The organism is Aeromonas sp. R6-2 (genome assembly GCF_040908155.1).
GTDB classification, from domain to species: Bacteria; Pseudomonadota; Gammaproteobacteria; order Enterobacterales; family Aeromonadaceae; genus Aeromonas; species Aeromonas schubertii.
This window is the reverse complement of the sequence record NZ_JBFODE010000032.1, coordinates 71333-93671: the sequence shown is the minus strand read 5'-3', so window position 1 is coordinate 93671 and position 22339 is coordinate 71333. Positions and strand designations below refer to the sequence as shown.

The following is a 22339-nucleotide window of genomic DNA, read 5'->3' as shown; positions in this document are numbered from 1 at the left end:
CTTCGAGGTAGCAAGGACATGTGTGGCATTGTCGGTATTGTTGGCACTACTCCCGTTAACCAGGCGCTCTACGACGCCCTGACGGTGTTGCAACACAGGGGGCAGGATGCGGCCGGGATCGTGACCGTCGACGAGGGACACTTTCGGCAGCGCAAGGCCAATGGCTTGGTGAAGGATGTCTTCGAGGTGCGCCACATGCAGCGCCTAAAGGGCCAAATGGGCATCGGTCATGTTCGCTATCCCACCGCCGGCAGCTCCAGCGCCGCCGAGGCCCAGCCCTTCTACGTCAACTCCCCCTACGGGTTGGCACTGGCCCACAACGGTAACCTGACCAATGCCCACTTCCTCAAAGAGGAGCAGTTCAAACGGGCGCGTCGCCACATCAACACCACCTCCGACTCCGAGGTGTTGCTCAACGTCCTGGCCCACGAGCTGGATCTGCTCGACAAGATCTCCCTCTCGCCGGACGATGTCTTCACCGCGGTGCGCCGTACCCACGCACAGGTGCGCGGTGCCTACGCCGTGGTGACCCTCATCATCGGCCACGGCCTGCTGGCGTTTCGCGATCCCAACGGCATCCGTCCCCTGATCCTGGGCCGTCGCAGCGACGACAAGGGCCAGCTGGAGTACATGGTCGCCTCCGAGAGTGTGGCCCTCGACGCCATCGGTTTTGACACGGTACGCGACGTCGCACCGGGCGAGGCCATCTACATCACCGAACAGGGGCAGCTCTTCTCCATGCAGTGCAGCGAGGCGCCCCAGCACAGCCCTTGCATCTTCGAGTACGTCTACTTTGCCCGTCCCGACTCCTTTATCGACAAGGTCTCTGTCTATGGGGCGCGCCTCAACATGGGTCGCAAGCTGGGTGAAAAGATAGCCCGGGAGTGGGAGGACCTCGACATCGACGTGGTGATCCCCATCCCCGAGACCTCCTGTGACATCGCCCTCGAGATCGCCCAGCGCCTCGAGCTGCCCTATCGCCAGGGGTTCGTGAAGAACCGCTACATTGGCCGTACCTTCATCATGCCGGGCCAGACCCAGCGCAAGAAGTCGGTGCGCCGCAAGCTCAACGCCATCAGCTCCGAGTTCAAGGGAAAGCGGGTGCTGCTGGTCGATGACTCTATCGTGCGCGGCACCACCTCGGAGCAGATCATCCAGATGGCCCGGGATGCCGGCGCCGCCAAGGTCTATTTTGCCTCTGCCGCCCCCGAGATCCGCTTCCCCAACGTCTACGGCATCGACATGCCGAGTGCCAACGAGCTGATTGCCCACGGCCGTGAGGTGGAGGAGATCTGTGCGCTGATCGGTGCCGATGGCCTCATCTTCCAGGATCTCGAGGATCTGCAGGAGGCGGTGCGCGAGCTCAATCCGGACCTGCGCCACTTCGAGACCTCGGTGTTCAACGGCCACTATGTGACCGCCGATGTGGATCAGGGTTACCTCGATCACCTCAATGCCATGCGCAGCGACGACAGCAAGGCGGTACGCGAGTGGCAGGAGGGGAGCAGCAACCTGGAGATCTTCAACGAAGGAAGTTGAGTCATCCGGGGCTGACAGCGGGAGTCTTCGGACTCCCGTTTTACTTGGTGGATGATGGCAGATCCGCTAGGATAGCGCCCCCATGAAGTTGCCGATGAGACAGATGTGATGATGGATGAGTTGCTGGCGCCGGTGCGGGCCTTCCTGCAATGTGAGACCCCGGATGGCTGGATTGAGGTGGCCCGCCGGCCGAAGAGCCTGCCGGTGCTGCTGATCGATCACGCCAACTGCGAGACCAAGGCGGCCATGACGGCCCACAGCTTGGTTCGTCGCTACTGCCTGCCCAAGGGAAAACGCCATCTGTTGCCCAAACTCGATTTCTATCGGGAGTTGGAAGCCATTCCCGAGAAGGCCGAGGTGCTCGGCAAGCGGACCATGGGGGAGGGGGATCGCACCCTGTTTGCCGAGCTTGAGCGCAATCCCCTGCTGTTTCCCATGGTGCGGCTCATTCAGGAGGAGCTGCACCACTTCGAGCAGGTGCTGGAGATCATGACGGCCCGCAACATCCCCTATGAACCCGTCTCCGCCTCTCGTTATGCCCGTGGATTGATGCAGGCAGTGCGTACCCATGAGCCGGCGACCCTGGTCGACAAACTCATCATAGGGGCCTATATCGAGGCGCGTTCCTGCGAGCGATTTGCCCGGTTGGCGCCCTACCTGGACGAGGAGCTGGGGCGCTTCTACGTCTCTTTGCTGCGCTCGGAGGCGCGCCATTATCAGGACTACCTGACCCTGGCCGAACAGTTTGCCAATGAGGATATCAGCGAGCGGGTGGCCTTCTTTGGCGCCCTGGAGGCGAGCCTGATCAATACCCCTGACGAGGAATTTCGGTTCCATAGCGGTCTTCCTGTCAGATCTGACAGTTGTTGACGCGCGGTCCGACCACTACTCTTGTCAATGTTCCTACTACGAGCGACTCAATTTGTGTTTTTTCACTCAAGCCCGGCTTTGCCGGGCTTTTTTTCGCCGTAAAAAGCACTCGGGCCACATCAGGTGGCCCGTTTGTTGCCAATCAGCGTCGGTATTCGTTGTCGTAGTTCTGGATAAGGCGCTTGGTGACATCGTGCTGGGGATCGGCGAAGACCCGCAGGGTCTTGCCGCGTTCGACGATGCGTCCCTCGTGCATCACCAGTACCTCGTCACTGATGTGGCTCACCACCCCCAGATCGTTGGCCACCATGATATAGCTCAGCCCCATGCTCTCCTGCATCTCGAGCAGCAGGTTGATCATCTGGGAGCGCACCGAGATGTCGAGGGTGGCCAGGGTCTCGTCGGCAACCACGATAAGGGGATTGAGGATGATGGCCCGGGCCAGGGCGACCCGCTGTTTCTGCCCCGCCGCCAGCATGGAGGGGTAGAAGAGGGCGTGGTCAGGCAGCAGCCCAACCTGACGCAGGGTCTGCATGACGCGAGCCTCCCGCTCCTCCTCGCTGAGGCTGGTATTGAGGCGCAGGGGCGTCTCCAGGATGCGACCAATGCGCAGCTTGGGATTGAGGGAGGAGTTGGGGTCCTGAAAGATCATCCGCAGCAGCTTGCAGCGGGTCTGATAGTCCCCATGCACCATGGGTTCGCCGTTGATGCGGATCTCGCCGCTGCTGGGCTCCACCACCCCGGCCAGGATCTTGGCCAGGGTGCTCTTGCCAGAGCCCGCTTCACCAACGATGGCCAGGGTCTGGCCCACATCGAGATCGAAGGAGAGAGGCTTGATGGCCTCCACAGTCTGGCGTCGAAAGAGGCCAATTCGGTTGTGGAAGGTCTTGCTCAGACCCCGGACCTGTAGCAGGGCACTCTCTTCACTCACTTCTTGCTCTCCTCGAGGTTCAGGGGGAAGTGGCAGCTGAACTGGTGGCCCTTGATCTTGACCATGACAGGGGTCTGCACACAGAGCTTCTGGGCATAGGGGCAGCGGGGGCCCAGGCGGCAGCCGATGGGCAGATGCTGCAGGGGGGGGATAACCCCGGGCAGGGTATGCAGCCTCGCCTTGTGGCGCACCAGCTCGTCAAAGTCCGGGCTCGACTTGAGCAGGGCGTCGGTATAGGGGTGGTGGGGGGCCTCCAGGATCTGCTCCCGGGTGCCCACCTCCACCATCTGGCCGCAATACATGACGTTGATGTTGTCGGTCAGGTTGGCGATGGCGTCGATGTCGTTGCTGATGAGCAGGATGGTGGTATTGCCCAGCTTGTTCATCTTGTCGAGCAGGCGCAGGATCTGTGATTCCGCCGTCGCCTCCATGGTGTTGGTCGGCTCATCGGCCACCAACAGGCGCGGCTGGTTGGCGATGGCCATGGCGATCATCACCTTCTGGCAGACACCGTCAGAGAGCTCATGGGGATAGGCGCGCATCACCTTCTTGTGATCTTTTATCCCCACCCGGTGCAGCAGGGCGACCGCCTGTTTCTTGCGCCACTGGAAGCGCTGCCAGAAGCGCCCCTCGAAGGCCTCGGTCGGGATCGCCTCTTCGAGTTGGACGCCTATCTCTTCGGAGGGGTCCAGGCTGCTGACCGGGTCCTGGAAGATCATGGCGATCTCGCGTCCCATCAGCTTGCGCCGGGCCTTGGGCTCCATGGTCAGCAAGTCGTGATCGTTAAAGCGCATGCGATCGGCCCGTACCGTCCAGTTATCCTTGGCCAGCCCCATGATCACCTTGGCAATCAGGCTCTTGCCAGAGCCCGACTCGCCCACCAGGCCGCGGATCTCACCCTCGGCCAGCGTCAGGCTCACCTTGTCCACCACCTTGACCTTCCCCTGGGGGGTATCGATCTCGATGGTGAGGTTGCGAATATCGAGCAGCGGCATCAGTCCTCCCCCTCTTTGAGCGCTTCGCGGATCCCTTCACCCACCATGTTGGTGACCAGCACGCTAAAGAAGATGGCGATGCCGGGCAGGGTGACGGTCCAGGGAGCGAGATAGACCAGGTCCCCGGACTCGGCGAGCATGGCGCCCCATTCGGGATGGGGAGACTGGGCTCCGAGGCCGAGAAACCCCACCGCCGAGATGTCGAGAATGGCCGCCGACAGGGCACGGGTGGTCTGGGTGACCAGGGTATCGACGATATTGGGCAGAACCGCCAGACGAAGGATGCGAAGGGGAGGAGAGCCATCGAGCTGGCTCGCGATAATGTACTCCTTCTGCATCTCGGCGTGCACCGCGTTGTGGGTGGCGCGGATAAATTGGGGGATGAGTGCGAGGGTGATGGCGATCAGGGTGTTGCCGAGGCCGGGTCCCAGGATGGCCACCATGATGATGGCCAGCAAGAGCGACGGAATGGAGAGCAGGGTGTCGAGCAGGTGATTGAGCACGCTCGATTTGATCCCTCGGGTCATGCCGCCGAGGATGCCGATCCCGGTGCCCAGCAACAGGGCGACCACCACGGCCAGCAAGGCGCAACCGAAAGTAAGCCTGGCGCCGACCACCAGGCGAGAGAGGATGTCTCGCCCCAGATCGTCGGTGCCGAGAAAATAGTCGATGCTCCCCATGGTCGACCAGGAGGGGGGCATCAAGAGGGCATTGCTGTGTTGCTCATCGATGCCGTAGGGCACCAGCCAGGGACCTATCAGGGTGACGGCAAGGAGCCCCAGCAGACACCAGAAGGCCGCCATGGAGAGGGGTTTCTTGCGAAACGAGGCCCAGGTCTGCTCGATGGGCGAGAGGATCCGCAGCTCCGGGTAGAGATTATCTTGCATACAACTCCTTGCGGCGCACCGGATAGATCAGGGTGGCCAGCAGCTCGGTCACCACGTTGGCGAGGATCACAAAACTGGCCACCACCAGCGTGCCTCCCTGGATGGCGGCATAGTCCTGCAGGGCGATGCTGCTCACCAGCCAGCGGCCGATCCCGGGCCAGTCGAAGATCACCTCGGTGATCATGGCGGCGGTCAGCATGCTGCCAAATTGCAGGCCGAGCAGGGGGATGACGGGGGGAAGGGCATTCTTGAGCCCATGGCGCCAGACGATCTGGGCCCGGGACAGGCCGCGGCTTGCCGCCGCCTTCACATAGTTTTGCTTCATCACCACGATGAGGGCGCTGCGGACATGGCGGATCACCTCTGTGGTGGGAACGATGGCCAGCACCAGGCAGGGCAGCACCATGTGGCGCAGGGCATCCATCAGGGCCTCATGACGCCAGGGCTGGTCACTCAGGAGAATATCGAGCAGAGGAACGCCGGTGAGAGAGGGAAGATCGTAGCGCAGGTCCAACTGGCCCGACGAGGGGAGCCAACCCAGCTCGAGGGAGAAAAACGACACCGCCAGCAGGGCGAGCCAGAAGATGGGGACCGAATAGCCGATGAAGGCTCCCCCCATGATGGCCACATCGATCCCCTTGCCCTGGTTGAGGCCTGCCAGCGCCCCCAGAGGGACGCCCAGCAGCAGCGAAATGATGAAGGCGCTGAAGCACAGCAGCAGGGTCACCGGGAAATAGCGCTCGATAAGCTCGAGTACCGGCAGCCCCGAGGCCTGGGAGAGACCAAAGTCTCCCGACAGGATGCGCGCCAGGTATTCCGGATAGCCGCTGAGCAGGGGAAGCTCCTGACTGAGCAGGCGATGACCGAGCAAATAGGCGACCAGAGTCAGCACCAGTATGGTGATCAGCAGCAGGCTGATGCGACGCAAGGTGTAGATCAGCATGTTTTAGTCCCGATAGGCTCCGTTAAAGAGGGTGCCACCCAGTGGGTTCATCTGCACACCCTGAATGTCGTGGCGACTGGCCTGGGTTTGCAGGGCATGGGCCAGGGGGATGAGAGGCATCTCCTCGGCCAGCACCTTCTGGGCGTAATAGTAGTTTCGAATGCGAAAGCCGAGCTGTTGGGTGCTGACGGCATCGTCGAGCAACTGCTCGAAGGAGGGGCTGCACCAGCGGCTCATGTTGCTGCCGCTGGCGATGGCCTGACAACCGAGCAGTTGGCGAAAGAAGTTGTCCGGGTCGCTGCTGTCGGCTTGCCAGCCACCGAGCACCGCATCGTAGCGCCCATTGTCGACCGCGTTGTCGAGCACCGCCTGTTCGAGCTTCTGGATCTTCACCTTCACCCCGAGGGCGGCCAGATCGTTGCGGATCAACTGGGCCGTCTTGAGGGGATCGGGGTTGTAGGAGCGCGAGCCGACCGGGGCGAGCAGTCGCATCTCGAATCCCTTGGCGACGCCGGCCTCTTTGAGCAGTTTGCGGGCGGCTGCCAGATCGCTCTGTACCGGTGGCAGCGCCGGGTCGAAGCCCCAGGAGAGGGGGGGCAGCAGGCTGCGAGCCGGCTCACCGGTGTTGTAGTAGACCGCATGCAACAGGTTGCTGCGGTTGATGGCAAGAGCCAGGGCCTGACGCACCTTGGCATTGTTGAGGGGAGGCTGGCGTGTATTGAGGGCCAGGAAGGCCACGTTCATCCCCGATTGTACCGAGAGACTCAGATCGTTGTGAGCCTGGATCACCGCGATCTGGCTGGCGGCCGGATAGCTCATCACATCGCATTCGCCTGTGAGCAGCTTGGTCAGGCGCTTGGCCGAGCGGGGGGTAATATCGAAGATGAGCTGCGCGGTGCGAGCCGGCCCCTTCCAGTAGGCCTCGTGGCGCAGATAGCGGATAAATTGATGATCCCGATACTCCCCGAGGCGATAGGGGCCCGTGCCTACCGGGGCCTTGTCGACGCGATCCGGGGTCCCGGCCAACAGCATCTTCTCGGCATATTCGCTCGAGAGGATCACCGAGCTGGCACTGGCCAGATCGGCCAGGAAGGCGGCGTTGGGGCGCTCCAGATCAAATTCGACCACCCGATCCGAGCGCTTGTGCACCCCCTTGATAAGCTTGTCCAGCCCCAGATTCTTGAAGAAGGGGTAGCGACCCCCCGAGACGTGATAGTAGGGGTGGCGCGGATCCAGTACCCGGGAGAAGCTGAAGATCACATCATCTGCATCGAGCGGACGCGTCGGCACGAAGTCCGGGGTCGCGTGGAACATCACCCCCTTGCGCAGGGTGAAGCGATAGCGCAGACCGTCTTCGCTGACCGACCACTCGGTGGCGAGGGCGGGCTCCAGGGAGAGGGTGATGGGGTTGAGCTCCAGTAGCCTGTCGTAGAGGGGATAGGAGACGGCATCCAGGGTGGTGCCGAGATTGGTCAGCTGGGGATTGAAGGTCTGGGGTGAGCCTTCCGAGCAGTAGATCAATCCCTCAGGCCGGTTTTCGGCCCCTTGCGCCTGGGCGCAGGCGATCAGCAGGCTGCAGGCGAGCAGCAGCGGTTTGTTGGTGATCATGGTTCAACCGTAGTGTGAAATGGCTCAGGCATCGTCGCCATCTTGCAGCCGATATTTGCGTATCATGCCACGAAACTGGTGATAACTCAGCTCGAGCAGGTCGGCAGCCTTGCGCTGGTTGTACTGTGCCGTGCTCATCGCCTGCTTGATAAGCCCCACCTCGAAGGCGGCCACCGCCTCCTTCAGCGGGAGCGGCAGGGCCAGACTCTCCCCTTCGGGTGCCTGCACCTGTCCCGGACGGCGGGGACGCCACGGCGAATCAAACGGGTCCAGTACCAGCTCTGCGATAGGCTCCTGGCTGTGGCCGTGGCGATAGAGGCTGCGCTCGACCACGTTCTTGAGTTCGCGCACGTTGCCCGGCCAATGATAGTCGCGCAGGGTCTGACGCACCCGGGGGGAGAAGCCCGGGAAGAGCTCGAGTTCGAGCTCCCGGGCCATCTGCAGGGCAAAATGGTCGGCCAAGAGCGGTATATCCTCGGGGCGTTCACGCAGGGGGGGCAAGGTTATTACATCGAAGGCGAGGCGATCCAGCAGGTCGTGACGAAATTTTCCATCGTCGGCCAGGCGGGGCAGATCCTCGTTGGTGGCGCAGATGAGGCGCACGTCCACCTTGACCGGTCGGGTGCCCCCGACGCGCTCGAACTCCCCGTATTCGATGACCCGCAGCAGCTTCTCCTGCACCCGGGCCGAACTGGTGGCCAGCTCGTCGAGAAAGAGGCTGCCCCCGTCGGCACGCTCGAAGCGCCCCTGATGGCGCTTGCTGGCGCCGGTAAAGGAGCCGGCCTCGTGGCCAAACAGCTCGGTCTCGAGCAGCGTCTCGCTCAGGGTGGCGCAGTTGATGGCGATAAACTCCTGATCCCAGCGGCTCGAGAGATAGTGGAGGCGGTGGGCGATGAGCTCCTTGCCGGTGCCCCGCTCGCCGATGATGAGCACGGGCTTGCGCAGGGGGGCGAGGCGGGAGACCTGCTCGATCACCTCGAGGAAGGCATTGGACTCTCCGAGCAGGCTTTCCATGGCCGGTTGCATTGGGGCTCCTTGGTCAGTTGAACCAACAGTTGGTCTATTTAACCACGTTGCTCTAATTGTCACCAGTGCTACAGGGGTGTTAGGCTTGATAAATCAAGGCATTAAGAAGATATACCGAGTTGGCACAGCCCTTGCTATTGGCTAGAGCACTGGATTATGCCAACCCGTGAACGTACAACAGGAGTCTACAATGGGCATTTTTTCCCGGCTTGCCGACATCATCAACTCTAACCTCTCTGCCCTGCTCGACAAGGCGGAGGATCCCCAGAAAATGGTGCGTCTGATCATCCAGGAGATGGAGGATGAGCTGGTGAAGGAGCGCTCCAACCTGGCCCGCTTCCTCGCCAATCAGAAAGAGCTTGCCCGCCAGATCGCCCGCCACGAGGAGGAGGTGCAGGCCTGGCAGGAGAAGGCCGAGCTGGCGCTGACCAAGGGGCGTGAGGATCTGGCCCGTGCCGCCCTCATCGAGAAGAAGAAGCAGGGCGAGGTGGTGGAGGCGCTCGGTCGTGAGCTGGCCGCCGCCGACGCCGGTATCGCCAAGCTGAGCGAGGAGATAAGCCAGCTACAGGCCAAGCTGGAAGATGCCCGAGCCAGGCAGAAGGCGATGACCCTGCGCAGCGAGGCGGCCAGCAGCCGTATCAGCGTCCAGAGCACTCTGGAGCGGGGTAGCGGCCAGGCCGCCATGGAGAAGTTCGACCGCATGGAGCGTCGTATCGACGAGATGGAGGCCCGTGCCGATCTGGGGGCCGACCGCTCCCTCAAGGCCCAGTTTGCCGAGCTGGAGGTCGACGATCAGATAAGTCGTGAACTGGAGGCCCTGCGCAGTAAACTCGGTCAGGGCGACAACAAGCAAGGGGAGTAAAGGATGGAAGATCTGCTCGGAATTTTGATGATCCCCATGGTGGTCTTCATGGTGGTGGTGGCGCCTATCTGGCTCATCCTTCACTACCGTGCCAAGGGGCGTCTGGGGGAGGGGTTGGCCGAGGAGGAGCGGATGCAGCTCCATGGCCTCGTCAGCCGTGCCGAGAAGATGCAGGAGCGTGTCGCCGCCCTCGAGTCGATCCTCGACTCTGAGGTACCGGGCTGGAGGAGCCGCGTATGAGCGGGCTTCACGACGCGGGCCGTCGCCTCTATCGTGACCCTCGCAGCGGCAAGATAGCCGGTGTCTGCGCCGGGTTGGCCGACTACTTCGGGGTCGAGACTTGGATCGTCAGATTGCTGGCTATCTCCGGGCTGATCTTCGCCGGTTTTATCACCTTTATCGCCTACTGCGCCGCCTGGTTGCTCCTCGACAAGCGACCGGTACGCCAGATGGAGGAGGGGATCCTGATGAAGGAGCGCAGCTGGCAAGCCGGGGCCACCCCGCGCCAGGCGCTGGGCAAGGTGAGCGCCGAGCTCGATCGTCTGGAGCCCAGGTTGCAGGCCATCGAGAAGCTGGTCACCTCGCGCGAGTTCCATCTGCAACGGGAGTTTCGCAACCTCTGATGAGCCTCGAACACACACTGAGGCGTTGGCAGGAGAGGGCCACGGATGTAGTTAACCGTGGCCTCGACCGACACGTTCGCCTTGCCGTCACCGGGCTGTCGCGCTCGGGCAAGACGGCCTTCATCACCGCCCTGGTCAATCAACTCGAGCACGCCGCCCTCGATGCCCGCCTTCCCCAGTGGGAGGTGGCGCGCCAGGGGCGCTTGCTCGGGGCGCGCCGGGTGCCTCAAGTCAACCACCATATTCCCACCTTTCCCTACGAGCGGGGCATGCACTCCCTCTATGGCTCGCCCCCCGCCTGGCCACAGGCAACCCGGGGGGTGGCCGAGATCCGGCTCGAGCTGCGCTATCAGAGCCGTCATCTGCTGCGCCGCCAGCTGGCCGAGAGCAGTACTCTCTATCTGGAGATTGTCGACTATCCCGGCGAATGGCTGCTCGATCTCCCCCTGCTGGAGCAAAGCTTCGAGCAGTGGAGCGAGCAGGTTCGTCTCCAGCTCGAGGAGAGCGCCCTGCGTCAGCTGGCCGCCCCCTGGCTGGATACCCGCTGGCAGCCCGATGGGCCCCTCGACGAGGCGCAACTGGCCCAAGTGGCCGAGGCCTATACCCGGTGGCTGCATCGCTGCAAGGAGGAGCTGGGGCTGCACCTGATCCAACCCGGCCGCTTCGTGCTGCCGGGCGAATATGCCGGGGCCCCCATGCTGCAGTTTGTCCCCTGGGTGTGGCCTGCGTCCGCGGGGGAGTGTCCGGCAGGCTCTCTCTATCACACCCTGCGCGAGCGCTTCGAGCACTACAAGCAGCATCTGGTCAAGGGATTCTATGAGGAGCACTTCGCCGGCTTCGATCGTCAGATAGTGCTGGTCGACTGCCTGCAGCCCCTCAATGCCGGTCCCGGCAGCTTTGCCGACATGCAGCAGGCGCTCTCGCGCATCATGGAGAGCTTTACCTACGGCAAGAGTAACTGGTGGCGACGCCTCTTCTCCCCGCGCATCGACAAGCTGCTGCTGGTGGCCAGCAAGGCCGATCACGTCACCCCGGAGCAACATCCGGCGCTGCTCTCCCTGCTACAGTCCCTCATTCGTTCTGGCCGAGGTCAGGCGCGCTTCGAGGGGATCGAGACCGAGTGCATGGCGCTCGCCTCGGTGCGGGCCACCGAGGTGGGGCAGGGGCAGAGCCAGGGGCGTACCTTTCCTGCCCTCAAGGGGGAAGATCTGGAGGGGCATGCCCTGCTGCTCTTCCCCGGTGAGGTCCCCGCCACTCCCCCCTCTGCCGCCTGGTGGCAGAAGGGCAGTTTCGATTTTCACTCGTTTCGGCCCCTGCAGATGGATCCTCACAAGGCCATGCCCCATATTCGTCTCGATGCCGCGCTGGAGTATCTGCTCGGCGACAAGCTCACCTAAGGAGTCCCATGATCCAGGAAAAGCCCCGTGGCAAGATAGTCCTCGATACGTTACCTCCCGAGCCGGAGCCCGCCCGTCCGGCGCCCGCCACCCGGCTGGAGGAGGCGAGCTTCGCCCCTCTCGAGGAGGAGGTCGGGCAGACCCTTCGCCACCCGGTGCGTCCCCGTCGCCGTCACCGCTTGCTCGCCTGGGGCGCCGCCGGAATTGGACTCCTCTCGTTGGCCCAATATGGTCACTTCCTGTGGCAGCAATGGTTGAGCGAGCCCCTTTGGGGCGGCGCCTGGCTGATCGCATCCGGGCTGGTCTTATGCGGCGCCTCGCTGGCGCTGGGGCGCGAGTGGCGCCGCTTGCGGCGGCTGAAGAAGCGCCAGGACGTGCGCTCGCGCGCCGAGGATCTGCTGGCCCATCAGGGGGTTGGACAGGGCGCCACCCTCTGCGAGCAACTGGCCCGGGAGTCGGGTGAGCAGGGAAGTGAGGGGTATCGGCGCTTCTGTGATCAGCTGGAGGCCACTCACAGCGATCGGGAGGCGCTCACCCTCTACAGTCAGCTGGTGCTCGCCGAGCGGGATCGCCAGGCTCGGGGGCGGGTGGTCAAGTGGGCCGCCGAGGCGGCCGTCATGGTCGCCGTGAGCCCGCTGGCGGTGGTGGACATGGCCCTGATCCTGTGGCGTAACCTGCGCATGATCGACGATATTGCCGATGTCTACGGGATTGAACTCGGCTACTGGAGCCGCATTCGCCTCATCCGTCAGGTGCTGCGTAATCTAGTCTATGCGGGCGCCACCGAGTTGGTGACCGATGTGGGCATGGATGTGCTGGGGGCCGATCTGGCCGGTCGGCTCTCGGTGCGGGCGGCTCAGGGGGTGGGGGCCGGCCTGCTCACCGCCCGCCTTGGCATCAAGGTGATGGAGAGTTGCCGCCCCATCCCCTGGCAGGGAGAGGAGAGGCCTCGTCTGGCCAGTTATCGCAAGGCGTTGGTCGAGAAGGTGACGGGTTACCTGACCCGGCGCGGTGAAGTGCCAGAATAGCCCTGTAACAATTTGGTTACATCACGAAAGGGCAGCCACCGTCGACGGGTGGCTGCTTTTTTTTCGGTCGAATCGTTAACCTGACAACTAAGGGGGTGTCAGCCCCACAAGGTCAGGATGATGTGATGAAAGGAACCCAGTACCACGCCAGGGAGAGTGGCCCGGATGGCCGCATCCCCTGGAGCGCAGAGGAAAATGCCACCTGGCATACCCTGATAACCCGCCAGAGCGAGGTGTTGCCGGGACGGGCGTGTGACGAGTATATCGCCGGCCTGACGCGCCTGGCGCTACCCACCGGGCGCATTCCCCAGCTCGGCGAGATAAGTCGGGTGTTGCGCGAGAGCACTGGTTGGTCGGTGGCGGCGGTACCGGCGCTCATCTCGTTTGATCGCTTCTTCGCCCTGCTGGCGGATAGACACTTCCCGGTCGCCACCTTTATCCGCACCCCACAAGAGCTCGACTACCTGCAAGAGCCCGACATCTTTCACGAGATCTTCGGCCACTGCCCCTTGCTGACCAATCCGGCCTTCGCCCACTTCACCCATGTCTATGGGCGCCTCGGCATGGCGGCAAGCAAGGAGGAAAGAGTCTTTCTGGCTCGCCTTTACTGGTTTACGGTGGAATTTGGCCTGCTACAGACCCAAGATGGTCCCCGGATCTACGGTGGCGGCATCCTCTCTTCCATCGGTGAGACCGGCTATGCCCTGAGCCCGACGCCGAGAGTAGAGCCTTTCGATCTGCTGGAGGTGCTGCGCACCCCGTATCGCATCGATATCATGCAACCTGTCTACTTCATGCTGGATCGGATCGAAATCCTGTTCGAGTTGGCCGACAGCGACATCATGGGGAGGGTGCGCGAGGCGATGAGTCTCGGGCTGCGTCCTCCCCTCTATCCCCCCAAGCCGGTAGCGACCGGTAACAAGGAGTTGAACCTATGAGTGAACTGGCTGCCGAGCGCTGTGAGGCGTGCCGTGCCGATGCCCCCAAGGTGAGTGAGGCCGAGCTCGCCGAACTGATGGGCGGCATCCCCGACTGGCAACCCGTGGTGGAGCAGGGGGTGCTGATGCTCAGGCGCGAGTTTGCCTTTCGCAACTTCAAGGAAGCGCTCGCCTTTACCAACCGACTGGGAGAGCTGGCCGAGGCCGAGTTCCACCATCCGGCCATTCTCACCGAGTGGGGCAAGGTGACCGTCACCTGGTGGACTCACAAGATAGGGGGGCTGCATCGCAACGACTTCATCATGGCGGCGCGCACCGACGGCCTGCTTTAAGGCGTAAACGGTCAGGGCCTGACGGCAAATCGCCGTCGGGCCCGCATTTTTTCCGGTCAGGGCTCGCCCCGACAAGAGTGAGTCTGTATCATCCGCCGTTATTGAAAAGTCAGTAAGGAATTGACCCTCACATGCGTCTCGAAGTGAGTTGTGAAGACCGCCTGGGGCTGACCCGGGAGCTGCTTGACCGCCTGGTGGAGCGTAATATCGACCTGCGTGGCATCGAGATCGACACCTCCGGCATCATCTATCTCAACTTCCCCGAGCTGGAGTTCTCCGATTTTCAGCACCTGATGCCCGAGATCCGGCGCATCCCGGGTGTCTATGACGTCAAGACCATTCCCTATATGCCCTCCGAGCGGGAGCATCACGAGATCCAGGCCCTGCTCAAGGCCCTGCCCGATCTCATCTTCTCCCTGGATGTGCGCGGTCGTATCACCCAGGCCAACCAGGCGGCCCTGAGCGCCCTCGGCACCACCATAGAGGAGCTCAGGGGCGGTGCCCTCGGGCACCACATCAAGGGTTTTGCCTTCAGCCGTTGGTTGGAGTCGAGCGAACCCAGGGCCCAGACCTGCAAGCTGGGGCTGGGTGGAGAGGAGTACCTGGCCGATCTCATCCCTCTGTTTGTGGACGAGGAGAAGGGGCGCCAGGCCCTGGCCGGCGCCGTGGTGGTGCTCAAGTCTGCCCGTCGCGTCGGGCTGCACTTCAGTGCCCTGCATGCCGACGAGATCGGTGGCTTCGAGCACATTCAGGGCCAGAGCAGCCGTATGAAGCAGGTGCTGGTCGAGGCGGCCAAGCTGGCGATGCAGGATGCCCCCTTGCTTATCATGGGGGAAACGGGCACCGGCAAGGAGCTGCTGGCTCGCGCCTGTCATGGCGCCAGCCTGCGTTCGAGCCACCCCTTCATGGCGCTCAACTGCGCCGCCATGCCCGATAACGTGGCCGAGAGCGAGCTCTTTGGTTATGCCCCCGGCGCCTTTGGCAACAATACCGAGGGCAAGCGCGGCGTGCTGGAGCTGGCCAGTGGCGGCACCCTGATGCTCGACGAGATCGGCGACATGTCACCGCACCTGCAGACCAAGTTCTTGCGGGTGCTGCAGGACGGGGTGTTTCGCCGGGTGGGTGACGAGCAGGAGGTGCAGGTCAATGTGCGCTTCATCTGCACCACCCAGAAGAACCTGCGTGAGCTGGTGGCCGAGGGGCGGTTTCGCGAGGATCTCTTCTATCGCCTCGACGTGCTCACCCTGAACCTGCCCCCGTTGCGCGAGCGCAAGGCCGATATTCTGCCCCTGGCCCAGCACTTCGTGGCGCGTTTTGCCAGCGAGCAGCAACGCAGCCGGCCACGGCTGACCCGTAACCTGGGTGACGTGCTGCAGGCCTATCGCTGGCCGGGGAATGTGCGCCAGCTGCGTAACTGTCTCTATCGGGCCATGACCCTGCTGGAGGGAGACGAGCTGGGTCCCGAGCAGATCGAGTTGCCCACCGAGAGCGAGCCCATGCCCGTCATCGACGAGTGGTTCGAGGGGGATCTGGATGAAGCGGTGAAGCGTTTTGAGCGCCGCCTGCTCGAGCGGCTCTATCCCGCCTTCCCCTCCACCCGGCAACTGGCCAAGCGCCTTGGGGTCTCTCATACCGCCATCGCCAACAAGCTGCGGGACTATGGTCTCGGCAAGAAATAACCGCTTCGTGAGGGGCGCGGTTCTCGCGCTCCTCATGACCGGAGCTGTCCATGCCGAGGTGCCACTGAGCCAGGCCGAGCGCCGCGGCGTGGCAGTCTGTGATGTGGTGCTCGATATCCTCGCCTATACCCGCTGGCCCCGCTCTCATGACTCCTTGCGGCTGTGCGTCGCCGCTCCCACCGAATATGCCGATCCCCTGTTGGGGCTGCGTCAGCTGCGCGACGGCAGGCCCATGGTGACCCAACGCATGGGGCTCGATGAGCCCACCCTTGCCGCCGAGTGCGATGCCCTCTATCTCGGGGTCCTCGACGATGCGGCACGTCTGCGTCTCGCCACCCGCCTGGCGGGCTCGGCCGTACTCACCCTGGAGGAGAATAACCGGGAGTGTGTGGCCGGAGGGGCGTTTTGTTTGCAGGTCGGGGACGAAAGGGTGAGTTTCAGGGTCAATCTGGACGCACTGGCCCGCAGTGGCGTCAAGGTGCATCCCGGTGTGTTGAAGCTGGGACGCAAGGGGAGGGCCCCCTGATGCAGGTTAGACAAACCCTGCGCCAGATGCTCCATCGGGGTCATCTGGGGGGCATGTTGCTGGCGATCCTGCTATGCGGTACCGGACTGACTCTGTTTGCCATCTGGGCCCTGCGTGGTTATGCCATTCACAATGCCGAGCTGGTGGCCCGGGCCATCAGCTACACGGTCGAGGCTGCCGTCGTCTTCGATGATGAGGCGGCCGCTCGGGAGACTCTGGACTCGATCGCTCGTCATGAGGAGATCGCCATGGTCCGTATCCGCCTTCCTGACGGGCGCCTCTTCACCCGTTGGGAGCATGGCCAGTCACAGGGCGATCTCGGGATCGAGCGCTGGTTCTCCCGCAGGTTGATGCCCGAACTGATCCGGGTGCCGGTGGAGAGCAACGGACGGAGCATAGCGACCGTCGAGCTGACTGCCAATGGGCATACCCTGTTGCAGTTTGTGATGGGGGTCGTGTTGGCGGTCGTCGCCTGCCTGTTGCTGAGTCTGCAGGGGGCCTATTGGCTGACCCGCCACACCCTGAGCCGGATCATGACGCCGCTGCGCCATCTGGTCAGCGTGCTGCACCGGGTGCGGGTCGAGCAGGACTTTACCCCGCGTCTGCCCGGCAGCGAGATCGCCGAGCTCAATGCCCTCAACGAGGATGTCAACGCCCTGCTCGGCGAGCTGGAGCGCTGGCAGCAGTGGCACGAAGAGGTGCAGGCGGATCTGCGCCATCAGGCTACCCACGATCCCCTGACCGGGCTGGCCAACCGGGCGTTGTTCGAAGAGCGCCTGACCCAGAGCCTGCTTCTGTGTCAGCGTCAGCAGGCGCCTCTGGGGCTGCTTTATATCGACTGCAACCTGTTCAAGCCGATCAACGACACCTATGGTCACGCCGCCGGCGATGCCGTGCTGGTGGCCATCGCGGCTCGCCTTCGGGTCCAGCTGCCGCCTTCGGCACTGGCGTCGCGTCTCGGGGGCGACGAGTTTGCCCTCTTGCTCCCCTATTTTGACGAGGTGGCGCTCAAGCAGCGGATCAGGATGCTGCACAAGGGGATGGAGCAGCCTATTGCGCTGCCGGATGGCCAGACCCTGCTGGCGACCTTGAGCATTGGCCACAGCCACTGCCCGCCCTGGGATCTGGATGCCGAACGCCTGATGCAGCAGGCCGATGAGGAGATGTACCGGGCCAAGCAGGAGGCCCGTGCTTTCGATGATGTCAATGAAGACGAGGTAAGACGATGAGACGATTTTCGGTTTTCCTGATAGGCATGTTTGCCCTGCTGCTGGCCGGTTGCCAGAGCCCGCCTGCCGGCCGCCTTAATGAGACCCAGATAGCCCTGCTCAAGGCCCGGGGATTTACCCAGGTCGAGGAGGGGTGGAGTCTGGGGCTGAGCGACAGGGTGCTCTTTGCCAACGAGTCGCGCACCCTCAACCCCGATAGCCGTGCCGTGGTGCAGAAAATTGCCCACTCTCTGCTCTCGGTCGGGATCGACTGGGCGCGTCTGGATGGACATACCGATTCAAACGGTGATGAGAGCTACAACCAGCAACTCTCCCGGCAGCGGGCCCAGTCGGTGGCTGACAGCCTGATCGACGCCGGAATGCCGGTCGCCAACCTGGAGGTGCGTGGTCTGGGTGAGCGCTATCCGGTGGCCAGCAACAAGACCCGGGAGGGGCGCAGCCAAAACCGCAGGGTGGCTATCGTCATCACGGATTAAGGGCCAGGGGGCGAGGTGTGTAAAACGGCAGGCAGGCACGCCTGCCGTTTCTCTTTGGTTTGCTTAGCCACGCCACTGGGCGGTCAGTCGCACCAGGGCTATCAGGGTCGCCACCGCCTTCTCCATGGAGGGTACGGGGATAAACTCGTGCTTGCCATGGAAGTTGTGGCCACCGGTGAAGAGATTGGGGCAGGGGAGTCCCATGAAGGAGAGGCGTGCGCCATCGGTGCCACCGCGGATCGGCTTGACTCTGGGGGTGACGTCCGCCTCGGCCATTGCCGCCCTGGCCAGATCGACAATATGCAGATGGGGCTCTATCTGGCTGCGCATATTGCGGTAGCTGTCCTGCAGCGTCAGGGTGACACGGGCTCCCGGATTGGCCTGTTGCAACTCCTGGGCTCGCTGCTCCATGAGGCGCTTGCGCGCCAGGAAGGCGTCATCGTCGAAGTCACGAATGATGTACTCGAGCCGGCTCTGCTCCACCGTCCCCTCGCTTAAGGCCAGGTGATAGAAGCCCTGATACCCTTCGGTGCACTCCGGGGTCTCATCGTCTGGCAGGCTGAGATGGAAGCGAGCGGCCAGGGTCTGGCTGTTGATCATGGCGCCCTTGGCGCTGCCCGGATGGACGTTGTTGCCGGTGATGATCAGGGTGGCGCTGGCCGCATTGAAGTTCTCGTACTCCAGCTCGCCGAGCTCCCCCCCATCGACCGTGTAGGCCCAGCGCGCCTTGAAGCGATCCAGCGGGAAGTGATCGGCACCGCGACCTATCTCCTCGTCGGGGGTGAAGCCGATCCAGAGATCGCCGCGGGGGATCTCGGGGTGGGCGATGAGCTCTTCCACACAGGTGAGGATCTCGGCGATCCCCGCCTTGTCGTCGGCACCGAGCAAGGTGGTTCCGTCTGTGGTGATAAGATCCTGTCCCAAATAGTTTTTCAGGCAACGGAACTGGCGCAACGAGAGTACTTCATCCCCCTTGCCAAGGCAGATATCCCCCCCCTGATAGTTCTCCACCAGCTGGGGACGTACCTCGCAGGCTTCGTAATCGGCGGTATCCATGTGGGCGATAAGGCCGATGGCCGGCGCCTCGGGGCAGTTGCCCGGCAGGCGTGCAGTCAGATAGCCGTGCTCATCGAGCACGACCTCCTCGAGGCCCAGGCTCGTCAGCTCCTCTTTCAGGGCGCGGGCGAGCAGCCATTGCCCCGGTGTGCTGGGACAATCGGAGCTGGCAGCGTCGGAGCGGGTATGAAAGGTAACGTAATGGAGAAAGCGATCGACAACGCGGGTCATAAGCTGGCTCGGGAAAAGGGTTGAGAGTCGGTCATTGTGAGCAGGGATAATCGGGAAAACCTTGTTCCAGAACAGGGTTTGTGACGTTTTTGGCGTATTCGTAACAAGTTGGCAAAGGCCGGATTTGATCCTCTCCTGCCGGGCGCCGTTCGCCATTATTCCCTGTTTAATGTGTGCCTTTTTTTGTTATGGTACGGTTTGGATGGAAATCAATATGCAAGGAGAGTGCATGAAATATTCAGAATTCAACCGGCAACTCCAGGACAATCACCTCGATGAGGTGGCGGCGCTGACCCTGATAGACTGGATTGGCGAGTGGTCCAGACACTCTCCCCAGAGTGCGGTCAACGACTCGCAATCCCTCTGTACGGTGGACTTTCACTGGCCCGAGCGACACGACAAACCTCTGCTTCAGGTGGATGGTTATGGACGCATCTGGTTCTATCACGAACGTATCTCCTCCTCGGCGCTGCAGCCCGAGCTGGAGGCCCACTTTGGCGATGTATTCGGAGAGCTGGAAACCGGTCCGGTCAGCTGCCTGCAACCCCTTTACTGGCAAGGGCGGCTGCAGGATTTGACCCACTTATTGAAACGCCATCTTTGAGCGTTATTTTTTATTGTCACTGAGCCGGCTCTATGTGTAAACTCCGCGCCGATCCTGCCCCCCAACGGGAGCGGGATCGAGCGCCTATAGGGCGAGGCATGCAGAAACGACAGACACTGCAAGGGTTTGGTTTCTTTTATACCGGTCAGGATCCGGTATCAGGGAGAACAACAGCGACACGATACATCCGATTGACCGAGTGAGCGACGCAGCTCAATCTTATCCCCTTGTCATGGGCGGTCAGTGGTCGTGACGTGTTCTGTGGTGTGTTGTCGTCAACCTCTCCGCCTGTGCGGAACGGCGCCTCGTCCCTCTCCTTTCGACCAACCCGTCTGACGGCTCTGCGGCCACCGGATGAGACGGCAGCGTGGCAACGAGCTGCCTCCATCAAAGCGTCGCGGAATACAGTTGTATCCCCCGCATACCGTTGAGCTTGATGTAAAGCCACCAGCCCCACATCAAGACTCGTTACTTCCCAAAATCCACCAGGCAGCCTTGGCTTGCCGCAAATGGTCTGGATGTGATCGAGGGTAACGAAGGCGGCGTCAAGCCGCTCATTAGCGAGGCATAGCCCATGACTAACTGGTCCAGCAAGGACTCTCTCAAGGTCTACAACGTCCCCTACTGGGGGGCCGGTTTCTTCGGCATCAATGAAGAGGGGCACGTCACCGTCGCTCCGGACAAGTCACGTCCTGACGCCAAAATCGTCATCTCTGAAGCCATCGAGCAGCTGCGTCAAGCCGGCCTGACCACCCCGGTACTCCTGCGCTTCCCCGATATCCTCAAGAGTCGGGTCGATGCCCTGTTCAACGCATTTGGACAGGCCATCGAGAAGTCAGGGTACGAGGGGGACTACCTGTGCGTTTACCCCATCAAGGTGAACCAGCAGCGTCGCGTCATCGAGACCATCAGCTCCGCCTATACCGACAAACCGCGTCTGGGTCTGGAAGCCGGCTCCAAGCCGGAGCTGCTGGCGGTGCTCTCTCACCACCACGAGCAAGGCTCCATCATCGTCTGCAACGGCTACAAGGATCGCGAGTATGTGCGTCACGCACTGCTCGGCAATCTGATGGGCCACCGGGTGGTGATCGTGGTTGAGAAGCCCTCAGAGCTCGATCTGGTACTCGAAGAGTCTGCCCGTCTCAACATCGAGCCCCATATCGGCGTGCGTGCCAAGCTGGCTTCCACCGGCTCCGGCATGTGGGAGTCGAGCGGCGGCGCCATGTCCAAGTTCGGTCTGAGCGCGACCCAGATCCTCAAGTTGGTGGACAAGCTCCGCCAGGTGGGCAAGCTCGACTGCCTCGAACTGCTGCACTTCCATCTGGGCTCCCAGATCGCCAACATCCGCGATATTCAGGGCGGTGTGCGCGAGTGCGGTCGCTTCTATGCCGAGCTGCGTCGTCTGGGTGCCAACGTCACCATCGTCGACGTGGGCGGCGGCCTGGGGGTGGACTACGAAGGGACCCGTTCCCAGAGCCACTGCTCGGCCAACTACAGCCTCTCCGAATATGCCAACAACGTGGTATGGGGCATCGGCGATGTCTGCCGCGAGTTCGACTTGCCGCATCCGACCATCATCAGCGAATCGGGCCGTGCCCTGACCGCTCACCACGCCGTGCTGGTCACCAATGTGATCGGTGCCGAAGGGGTACAGGTCAACGACATCCGGGCGCCCGGTGACGATGAGCCGACCCTGCTGCAGAACATGTGGCAGAGCTGGATGGACCTGGAAGGGGAAGATCCCTCTCTGCTGGAGATCTACCACGACTCCCAGGCCGACCTGTCGGACGTCAATGCCCAGTACACCATGGGCCTGCTCAACCTGGAGCAGCGCGCCTGGGCCGAGAGCCTGCACCAGAATGTCTGCCTCGCCATCAAGGAGCGTCTCAACCCGATCAACCGTAACCACCGGGATCTGGCTGATCAGCTGAGCGAGCGTCTGGCCGACAAGTGCTTCGTCAACTTCTCCCTGTTCCAGTCCCTGCCGGACGCCTGGGGGATTGGCCAGGTGTTCCCTGTGCTGCCGCTGACCGGTCTGGATCGCCCCCTGACCCGCCGTGGCATCCTGATGGACATCACCTGCGACTCCGACGGTCAGGTAGAGCACTATGTGGACGGCCTGGGTGTCGAGAGCACCCTGCCCATGCCTCACTACGGCGAGAACGAAGATTGCCACATCGGCTTCTTCCTGGTCGGTGCCTATCAGGAGATCCTGGGGGATCTGCACAACCTGTTCGGTGACACCCACTGCGCCGAGGTATGGCTCGATGACGAAGGCCAGATGGACATCCGCAACATAGTCCGCGGTGACACCGTCGATCAGCTGCTGCGCTACGTGAACATAGACCCCTCGGTCATTCGCGAGAACTACCAGCGCATCGCCAGCCATCCCTCCCTGGGGGATGGCATGCGCAAGGCATTGCTCGACGAGCTGGAGCTGGGCCTGCAGGGTTATGCCTATCTGGAAGAGGAGTGATCCCCTTCCTTCGGTTGAAAAAGCGGTGCCATCAGGCGCCGCTTTTTTTATGGCCGTCGGGCCCGTGTTGCTCAGCTCGGAGA

The 22339-nt window shown here is 62.5% G+C and carries 22 protein-coding genes; 15 read left to right on the top strand and 7 right to left on the bottom strand.

From position 1 onward, the window contains the following. Positions 1 to 18: 18 nt before the first annotated feature. Positions 19 to 1539, top strand: a complete 1521-nt coding sequence (gene purF, locus AB5Y48_RS07280) for an amidophosphoribosyltransferase (RefSeq protein WP_050665570.1) — start codon at positions 19 to 21, stop codon at positions 1537 to 1539. A gap of 111 nt (positions 1540 to 1650) precedes the next feature. After that, positions 1651 to 2409: a tRNA-(ms[2]io[6]A)-hydroxylase gene (locus tag AB5Y48_RS07275; protein ID WP_368164087.1), complete on the top strand. Its 759-nt coding sequence runs from the start codon at positions 1651 to 1653 to the stop codon at positions 2407 to 2409. 142 nt (positions 2410 to 2551) lie between these two features. Here the strand turns inward: AB5Y48_RS07275 and AB5Y48_RS07270 are convergent, their stop codons facing one another. Genes AB5Y48_RS07270 through pspF form a run of 6 tightly spaced genes read right to left on the bottom strand, consistent with a single transcriptional unit; the run spans position 2552 to position 8799 of the window. Beyond that, the gene (locus tag AB5Y48_RS07270; RefSeq protein ID WP_224162079.1) at positions 2552 to 3340 is read right to left on the bottom strand and encodes an ATP-binding cassette domain-containing protein; all 789 of its coding nucleotides are present in this window, start codon (positions 3338 to 3340) and stop codon (positions 2552 to 2554) included. Further along, complete coding sequence (locus tag AB5Y48_RS07265) at positions 3337 to 4335, bottom strand: oligopeptide/dipeptide ABC transporter ATP-binding protein (protein WP_050665573.1); 999 nt, start codon at positions 4333 to 4335, stop codon at positions 3337 to 3339. The genes AB5Y48_RS07270 and AB5Y48_RS07265 overlap by 4 nt, the downstream gene beginning before the upstream one ends. Continuing rightward, the gene (locus AB5Y48_RS07260; RefSeq protein WP_050665574.1) at positions 4335 to 5222 is read right to left on the bottom strand and encodes an ABC transporter permease subunit; all 888 of its coding nucleotides are present in this window, start codon (positions 5220 to 5222) and stop codon (positions 4335 to 4337) included. Before AB5Y48_RS07260 ends, AB5Y48_RS07265 begins: the two co-directional genes overlap by 1 nt. Further along, positions 5212 to 6165, bottom strand: a complete 954-nt coding sequence (locus AB5Y48_RS07255; protein ID WP_050665575.1) for an ABC transporter permease subunit — start codon at positions 6163 to 6165, stop codon at positions 5212 to 5214. Before AB5Y48_RS07255 ends, AB5Y48_RS07260 begins: the two co-directional genes overlap by 11 nt. 3 nt (positions 6166 to 6168) lie before the next feature. Next, positions 6169 to 7773: an ABC transporter substrate-binding protein SapA gene (gene sapA / locus AB5Y48_RS07250; RefSeq protein WP_060586464.1), complete on the bottom strand. Its 1605-nt coding sequence runs from the start codon at positions 7771 to 7773 to the stop codon at positions 6169 to 6171. Between the two features lie 24 nt (positions 7774 to 7797). Next, positions 7798 to 8799: a phage shock protein operon transcriptional activator gene (gene pspF / locus AB5Y48_RS07245; RefSeq protein ID WP_050665577.1), complete on the bottom strand. Its 1002-nt coding sequence runs from the start codon at positions 8797 to 8799 to the stop codon at positions 7798 to 7800. Positions 8800 to 8989: 190 nt separating this feature from the next. Here pspF and pspA point away from each other — a divergent pair, with 190 nt between their 5' ends. From pspA to AB5Y48_RS07190, 11 genes are all read left to right on the top strand, one after another. Then, entirely contained in the window at positions 8990 to 9661 is a 672-nt protein-coding gene (gene pspA / locus AB5Y48_RS07240; protein WP_136613665.1) for a phage shock protein PspA, read from the top strand. Between the two features lie 3 nt (positions 9662 to 9664). Then, a complete protein-coding gene (pspB, locus tag AB5Y48_RS07235; RefSeq protein WP_050665579.1) occupies positions 9665 to 9901 on the top strand; it encodes an envelope stress response membrane protein PspB in 237 nt (78 codons plus the stop codon). Beyond that, positions 9898 to 10284, top strand: coding sequence for an envelope stress response membrane protein PspC (gene pspC, locus AB5Y48_RS07230; RefSeq protein WP_050665580.1), 387 nt, complete (start codon positions 9898 to 9900; stop codon positions 10282 to 10284). The genes pspB and pspC overlap by 4 nt, the downstream gene beginning before the upstream one ends. Further along, positions 10284 to 11681, top strand: a complete 1398-nt coding sequence (locus tag AB5Y48_RS07225; RefSeq protein ID WP_368164086.1) for a YcjX family protein — start codon at positions 10284 to 10286, stop codon at positions 11679 to 11681. Before pspC ends, AB5Y48_RS07225 begins: the two co-directional genes overlap by 1 nt. Positions 11682 to 11689: 8 nt before the next feature. After that, on the top strand, positions 11690 to 12709 hold the full coding sequence (locus tag AB5Y48_RS07220) for a YcjF family protein (RefSeq protein ID WP_368164085.1): 1020 nt from the start codon (positions 11690 to 11692) through the stop codon (positions 12707 to 12709). 125 nt (positions 12710 to 12834) lie between these two features. Beyond that, positions 12835 to 13647: a phenylalanine 4-monooxygenase gene (phhA, locus tag AB5Y48_RS07215; protein ID WP_368164084.1), complete on the top strand. Its 813-nt coding sequence runs from the start codon at positions 12835 to 12837 to the stop codon at positions 13645 to 13647. Continuing rightward, positions 13644 to 13979: a 4a-hydroxytetrahydrobiopterin dehydratase gene (locus tag AB5Y48_RS07210; protein ID WP_005361800.1), complete on the top strand. Its 336-nt coding sequence runs from the start codon at positions 13644 to 13646 to the stop codon at positions 13977 to 13979. The genes phhA and AB5Y48_RS07210 overlap by 4 nt, the downstream gene beginning before the upstream one ends. 131 nt (positions 13980 to 14110) lie before the next feature. Continuing rightward, positions 14111 to 15658 carry a transcriptional regulator TyrR gene (tyrR, locus tag AB5Y48_RS07205; protein WP_368164083.1) on the top strand — a complete coding sequence of 516 codons (1548 nt, stop codon included), beginning with the start codon at positions 14111 to 14113 and terminating at the stop codon, positions 15656 to 15658. A gap of 34 nt (positions 15659 to 15692) precedes the next feature. Beyond that, a complete protein-coding gene (locus tag AB5Y48_RS07200) occupies positions 15693 to 16184 on the top strand; it encodes a YfiR family protein (protein ID WP_224160887.1) in 492 nt (163 codons plus the stop codon). Further along, positions 16184 to 17413 carry a diguanylate cyclase gene (locus AB5Y48_RS07195; RefSeq protein ID WP_050665587.1) on the top strand — a complete coding sequence of 410 codons (1230 nt, stop codon included), beginning with the start codon at positions 16184 to 16186 and terminating at the stop codon, positions 17411 to 17413. The genes AB5Y48_RS07200 and AB5Y48_RS07195 overlap by 1 nt, the downstream gene beginning before the upstream one ends. Then, on the top strand, positions 17410 to 17889 hold the full coding sequence (locus tag AB5Y48_RS07190) for an OmpA family protein (RefSeq protein ID WP_368164082.1): 480 nt from the start codon (positions 17410 to 17412) through the stop codon (positions 17887 to 17889). Before AB5Y48_RS07195 ends, AB5Y48_RS07190 begins: the two co-directional genes overlap by 4 nt. Positions 17890 to 17952: 63 nt before the next feature. Here the strand turns inward: AB5Y48_RS07190 and pepT are convergent, their stop codons facing one another. Beyond that, positions 17953 to 19176, bottom strand: coding sequence for a peptidase T (gene pepT, locus AB5Y48_RS07185; protein WP_060586442.1), 1224 nt, complete (start codon positions 19174 to 19176; stop codon positions 17953 to 17955). A 229-nt stretch (positions 19177 to 19405) separates the two neighbouring features. Between pepT and AB5Y48_RS07180 the strand changes: the two genes are divergently transcribed. Then, on the top strand, positions 19406 to 19780 hold the full coding sequence (locus AB5Y48_RS07180) for a hypothetical protein (RefSeq protein ID WP_050665590.1): 375 nt from the start codon (positions 19406 to 19408) through the stop codon (positions 19778 to 19780). A gap of 574 nt (positions 19781 to 20354) precedes the next feature. After that, a complete protein-coding gene (speA, locus tag AB5Y48_RS07175) occupies positions 20355 to 22256 on the top strand; it encodes a biosynthetic arginine decarboxylase (RefSeq protein WP_368164081.1) in 1902 nt (633 codons plus the stop codon). Positions 22257 to 22339 lie beyond the last annotated feature (83 nt).

Excerpts from the sequence above, each read along its gene's own strand:
- purF (WP_050665570.1), top strand. The coding sequence starts at position 19 with ATGTGTGGCATTGTCGGTATTGTTGGCACTACTCCCGTTAACCAGGCG.
- AB5Y48_RS07275 (WP_368164087.1), top strand. The coding sequence starts at position 1,651 with ATGGATGAGTTGCTGGCGCCGGTGCGGGCCTTCCTGCAATGTGAGACC.
- AB5Y48_RS07265 (WP_050665573.1), bottom strand. The coding sequence starts at position 4,335 with ATGCCGCTGCTCGATATTCGCAACCTCACCATCGAGATCGATACCCCC.
- AB5Y48_RS07260 (WP_050665574.1), bottom strand. The coding sequence starts at position 5,222 with ATGCAAGATAATCTCTACCCGGAGCTGCGGATCCTCTCGCCCATCGAG.
- AB5Y48_RS07255 (WP_050665575.1), bottom strand. The coding sequence starts at position 6,165 with ATGCTGATCTACACCTTGCGTCGCATCAGCCTGCTGCTGATCACCATA.
- sapA (WP_060586464.1), bottom strand. The coding sequence starts at position 7,773 with ATGATCACCAACAAACCGCTGCTGCTCGCCTGCAGCCTGCTGATCGCC.
- pspF (WP_050665577.1), bottom strand. The coding sequence starts at position 8,799 with ATGCAACCGGCCATGGAAAGCCTGCTCGGAGAGTCCAATGCCTTCCTC.
- pspA (WP_136613665.1), top strand. The coding sequence starts at position 8,990 with ATGGGCATTTTTTCCCGGCTTGCCGACATCATCAACTCTAACCTCTCT.
- pspB (WP_050665579.1), top strand. The coding sequence starts at position 9,665 with ATGGAAGATCTGCTCGGAATTTTGATGATCCCCATGGTGGTCTTCATG.
- pspC (WP_050665580.1), top strand. The coding sequence starts at position 9,898 with ATGAGCGGGCTTCACGACGCGGGCCGTCGCCTCTATCGTGACCCTCGC.
- AB5Y48_RS07225 (WP_368164086.1), top strand. The coding sequence starts at position 10,284 with ATGAGCCTCGAACACACACTGAGGCGTTGGCAGGAGAGGGCCACGGAT.
- AB5Y48_RS07220 (WP_368164085.1), top strand. The coding sequence starts at position 11,690 with ATGATCCAGGAAAAGCCCCGTGGCAAGATAGTCCTCGATACGTTACCT.
- phhA (WP_368164084.1), top strand. The coding sequence starts at position 12,835 with ATGAAAGGAACCCAGTACCACGCCAGGGAGAGTGGCCCGGATGGCCGC.
- AB5Y48_RS07210 (WP_005361800.1), top strand. The coding sequence starts at position 13,644 with ATGAGTGAACTGGCTGCCGAGCGCTGTGAGGCGTGCCGTGCCGATGCC.
- tyrR (WP_368164083.1), top strand. The coding sequence starts at position 14,111 with ATGCGTCTCGAAGTGAGTTGTGAAGACCGCCTGGGGCTGACCCGGGAG.
- AB5Y48_RS07200 (WP_224160887.1), top strand. The coding sequence starts at position 15,693 with ATGACCGGAGCTGTCCATGCCGAGGTGCCACTGAGCCAGGCCGAGCGC.
- AB5Y48_RS07195 (WP_050665587.1), top strand. The coding sequence starts at position 16,184 with ATGCAGGTTAGACAAACCCTGCGCCAGATGCTCCATCGGGGTCATCTG.
- AB5Y48_RS07190 (WP_368164082.1), top strand. The coding sequence starts at position 17,410 with ATGAGACGATTTTCGGTTTTCCTGATAGGCATGTTTGCCCTGCTGCTG.
- pepT (WP_060586442.1), bottom strand. The coding sequence starts at position 19,176 with ATGACCCGCGTTGTCGATCGCTTTCTCCATTACGTTACCTTTCATACC.
- AB5Y48_RS07180 (WP_050665590.1), top strand. The coding sequence starts at position 19,406 with ATGAAATATTCAGAATTCAACCGGCAACTCCAGGACAATCACCTCGAT.
- speA (WP_368164081.1), top strand. The coding sequence starts at position 20,355 with ATGACTAACTGGTCCAGCAAGGACTCTCTCAAGGTCTACAACGTCCCC.